4 protein-coding genes are annotated in these 3,240 nt (G+C 69.2%); 2 read left to right on the top strand and 2 right to left on the bottom strand.

The window, feature by feature from the left end:
• The coding region (locus MVA01S_RS29185; protein WP_060941813.1) for a glycoside hydrolase family 3 N-terminal domain-containing protein at nt 1-1,068 on the top strand (1,068 nt) is incomplete at its 5' end.
• A gap of 65 nt (nt 1,069-1,133) precedes the next feature.
• Nucleotides 1,134-1,763, top strand: a complete 630-nt coding sequence (locus MVA01S_RS29180; RefSeq protein WP_040543251.1) for a TetR/AcrR family transcriptional regulator — start codon at nt 1,134-1,136, stop codon at nt 1,761-1,763.
• A 6-nt stretch (nt 1,764-1,769) separates the two neighbouring features.
• On the opposite strand, the gene MVA01S_RS29175 is transcribed toward MVA01S_RS29180, so the two are convergent.
• A complete protein-coding gene (locus tag MVA01S_RS29175) occupies nt 1,770-2,618 on the bottom strand; it encodes a MaoC/PaaZ C-terminal domain-containing protein (protein WP_040543253.1) in 849 nt (282 codons plus the stop codon).
• Nucleotides 2,619-2,620: 2 nt separating this feature from the next.
• Nucleotides 2,621-3,240: SDR family oxidoreductase (locus tag MVA01S_RS29170; protein ID WP_159426377.1), on the bottom strand; the 620-nt coding region annotated here is incomplete at its 5' end.

The following is a 3,240-nucleotide window of genomic DNA, read 5'->3' as shown; positions in this document are numbered from 1 at the left end:
GGTCTTTGCCGCCCTGCTGTTTCTTACCTGTTATCACCGTATCCGGCGTGCGGTGACCCGGCGGCCGTCGTCGCGGCGATGTCGACCCGCGACAAACTCGCCCAGCGGCTGATGGTCGGGGTCACAGGCGCCGCGGACGCCCGCTCGGTGTCCGAGAACCATCGGGTCGGCGGCGTCATGGTGGGCAGCTGGTCGGACCTGTCGATGCTGACCGACGGCTCCCTGGCCGGCATCGCCACCGACGCCACCCCGCTGCCGCTGGCCGTCAGCGTCGACGAGGAAGGCGGCCGGGTGTCGCGGCTCGCCGGACTGATCGGCGCCCAGCCCTCGCCGCGCCAGTTGGCCGCCACCAGCACCCCGGAGCAGGTGCGCCAGATCGCGTTCGAGCGCGGGCGCAAGATGCGCGACATGGGGATCACGATCGACTTCGCGCCGGTGGTGGACATCACCGACGCGCCCGACGGCAGCGTCATCGGCGACCGGTCGTTCGGCGCGGATCCGGCCCAGGTCACCGACTATGCGGGCGCCTATGCCGCCGGCCTGCGGCAGGCCGGGCTGCTTCCGGTGCTCAAGCACTTCCCCGGGCACGGCAACGGCGACGGCGATACGCACACCGGCGGTGTGGTCACCCCGCCGCTGGCCGATCTGCAGGCCCACGACCTGATCCCGTACCGCACGCTGACCACGCAGGCCCCGGTCGGGGTGATGGTCGGCCACCTGGAGGTGCCCGGTCTGACCGGCAGCGAGCCCGCCAGCCTCAGCCCGCCCGCGTACGCGCTGCTGCGCTCGGGTGACTACGGCGGCCCGCCGTTCGGCGGCCCGGTGTTCACCGACGACCTGTCCGGCATGCAGGCCATCACCGACCGCCTGGGCGTCGCCGACGCGGTGCTGCGCAGCCTGCAGGCCGGGGCCGACGTGGCGCTGTGGCTGAGCACGGCGGAGGTGCCCGCGGTGCTGGACCGGCTGGAGCAGGCGGTGGCGGCCGGGGAGCTGACCATGCCGCGCATCGACGAGTCGGTGATGCGGATCATCGGGATGAAGGGACTCTCGCCGCGCTGCGGCGGCTGAACGGTCGACTAGTGCTTACCCTGGTGTAGGACGTTCGTCGCTCGTCGGTCAGGAAGGCACGCTCAATGGCAGGTGGAACCAAACGCTTGCCGCGTGCCGTGCGTGAACAGCAGATGCTCGACGCCGCAGTGGAGATCTTCTCCGTGAACGGCTACCACGAGACGTCGATGGACGCGATCGCCGCCGAAGCGCAGATCAGCAAGCCGATGTTGTACCTGTACTACGGCTCCAAGGAGGAGCTGTTCGGGGCGTGCCTGAACCGCGAGCTCGGCCGGTTCGTCGACGAGGTGAGCAGCAACATCGACTTCAGCGCGGCGCCCAAGGAGTTGTTGCGCTCCGCGGTGCTGGCGTTCCTGAGGTACATCGACGCCAACCGCGCCTCGTGGATGGTGCTCTACACGCAGGCCACCAGCTCGCAGGCCTTCGCCCACACCGTGCGCGAGGGACGCGAACGCATCATCGAGCTCGTCGGCCGGTTGCTGCGTTCGGGCACCAAGTTTCCCGAACCCGATGCCGACTTCGAGTTGATGGCGGTCGCGCTGGTCGGCGCCGGCGAGGCGATCGCGTCGCGGGTGAGCACCGGGGACGCCGGCGTCGACGAAGCCGCCGAGCTGATGATCAACCTGTTCTGGCGGGGCCTCAAGGGCGCGCCGTCGACGGTGGACGTCGACGGCGCCGCGGTCACCACCGGCTAGCGGTCGTCACAGACCGGTGACGGTGCCCGTCAGGTGCGGGTGGCCCTTGGTCAGGTGCCGCAGGGTCAGATCCCAGCCCTCGGCCGTGCGGTCGACGTAGAGGCCGGCCCGTGCGGGCAGCACCACCGGTTTGGCGAATCGCACCGAGTACTTCACCGCGTCCGGCAGCTGGCCTTCGATGTTGCCCAGTACCGCTGCGGCGCTGAACATCCCGTGTGCGATCACGGTCGGGAAGCCGAACAGCTTGGCGGCCACCGCATTGGTGTGGATCGGGTTGTGGTCCCCGCCGACGGATGCGTAGTGCCGGATCTGCCCGGGGGTGATGTGCAGCACCGCGTTCGGCGGAGGCAGTTTGGGCTGCTTCTGTGGCGGCGCCTTCGGTTCGTCGGACAGGCTGGTGCGCTGCTGGTGCAGAAACGTCGTGATCTGGTGCCACGCAACATCGTTGCCGACCTTCACGTCGGTCACGATGTCCACGAGCAGCCCGCGCCGGTGCTCGCGCATGTTCTCGGCGTGCACGGTCGCCGACACGGTGTCGGTCACCGCGATCGGCCGGTACTGGGTGATGTGGTTCTCCAGATGCACCGAACCCATTGCCGCGAAAGGGAAGTCGAAGCCGGTGATCAGTGACATCACGGTGGGGAAGGTCAGCGCGAACGGGTAGGTCAGCGGAACGGTGTTGTCGAACCGCAGACCCGTGACCTTCGCGTACTCGGCGACGTTGACGGGGTCGACGGACAGTTCCTCGACGGTCAGTGTCCGGGTGGGCAGGGTGTCGCCGCGCCGCACCACCGGCAGCGCGCCGACGGCGGCGCGCGCCAGGTTCTTCAGCCCGGAGGGCTGCTGATCGCTCACCGTCACGCCCCCAGCATCGCCTGGCCGCACACCCGGATCGTGTTGCCGGTCACGGCATTCGACGCCGGGCTGGCGAAGTACGCGATCGCCTCGGCGACGTCCACCGGCTTCCCGCCCTGGAACAGCGAGTTCAGCCGGCGGCCGATCTCGCGGGTGGCCAGCGGGATCGCGTCGGTCATCTTGGTCTCGATGAAACCGGGTGCGACCGCGTTGATGGTGATGTTCTTCTCGGCGAGGCGGGGTGCCAGTGCGTCGGTCAGTCCGATCATGCCCGCCTTGGTGGCGGCATAGTTGGTCTGCCCGCGGTTGCCGGCGATGCCGGCCATCGACGAAAGCCCGATGATGCGCCCGCCGTCGCCGATCAGCCCGCTGTCCACCAGTCCCTCGGAAAGGCGAAGCGGTGCAATGAGATTCACTGCGATCACGGAATCCCAGCGGGCCTCGTCCATGTTGGCCAGCAGCTTGTCGCGGGTGATGCCTGCGTTGTTGACCAGGATGTCGAGCGTGCCGTCATGGTGCTGGCGGACGTGTTCGGCGATCCGGTCGACGGCGTCGTCGGCGGTCACGTCCAGCGTCAGCGCGGTCCCGCCGATCTTGGTGGCCACCTCGGACAGCGGCTCGG

Source organism: Mycolicibacterium vaccae NBRC 14118 = CIP 105934 (genome assembly GCF_001552715.1).
Classification (GTDB): Bacteria; Actinomycetota; Actinomycetes; order Mycobacteriales; family Mycobacteriaceae; genus Mycobacterium; species Mycobacterium vaccae.
Note: the sequence above shows the minus strand (reverse complement) of the source record. Positions and strands in the feature narration are given on the sequence as shown.

What these genes read in the sequence shown, in the direction of transcription:
- MVA01S_RS29180 (WP_040543251.1), top strand. Translation starts at nt 1,134, where the DNA reads ATGGCAGGTGGAACCAAACGCTTGCCGCGTGCCGTGCGTGAACAGCAG.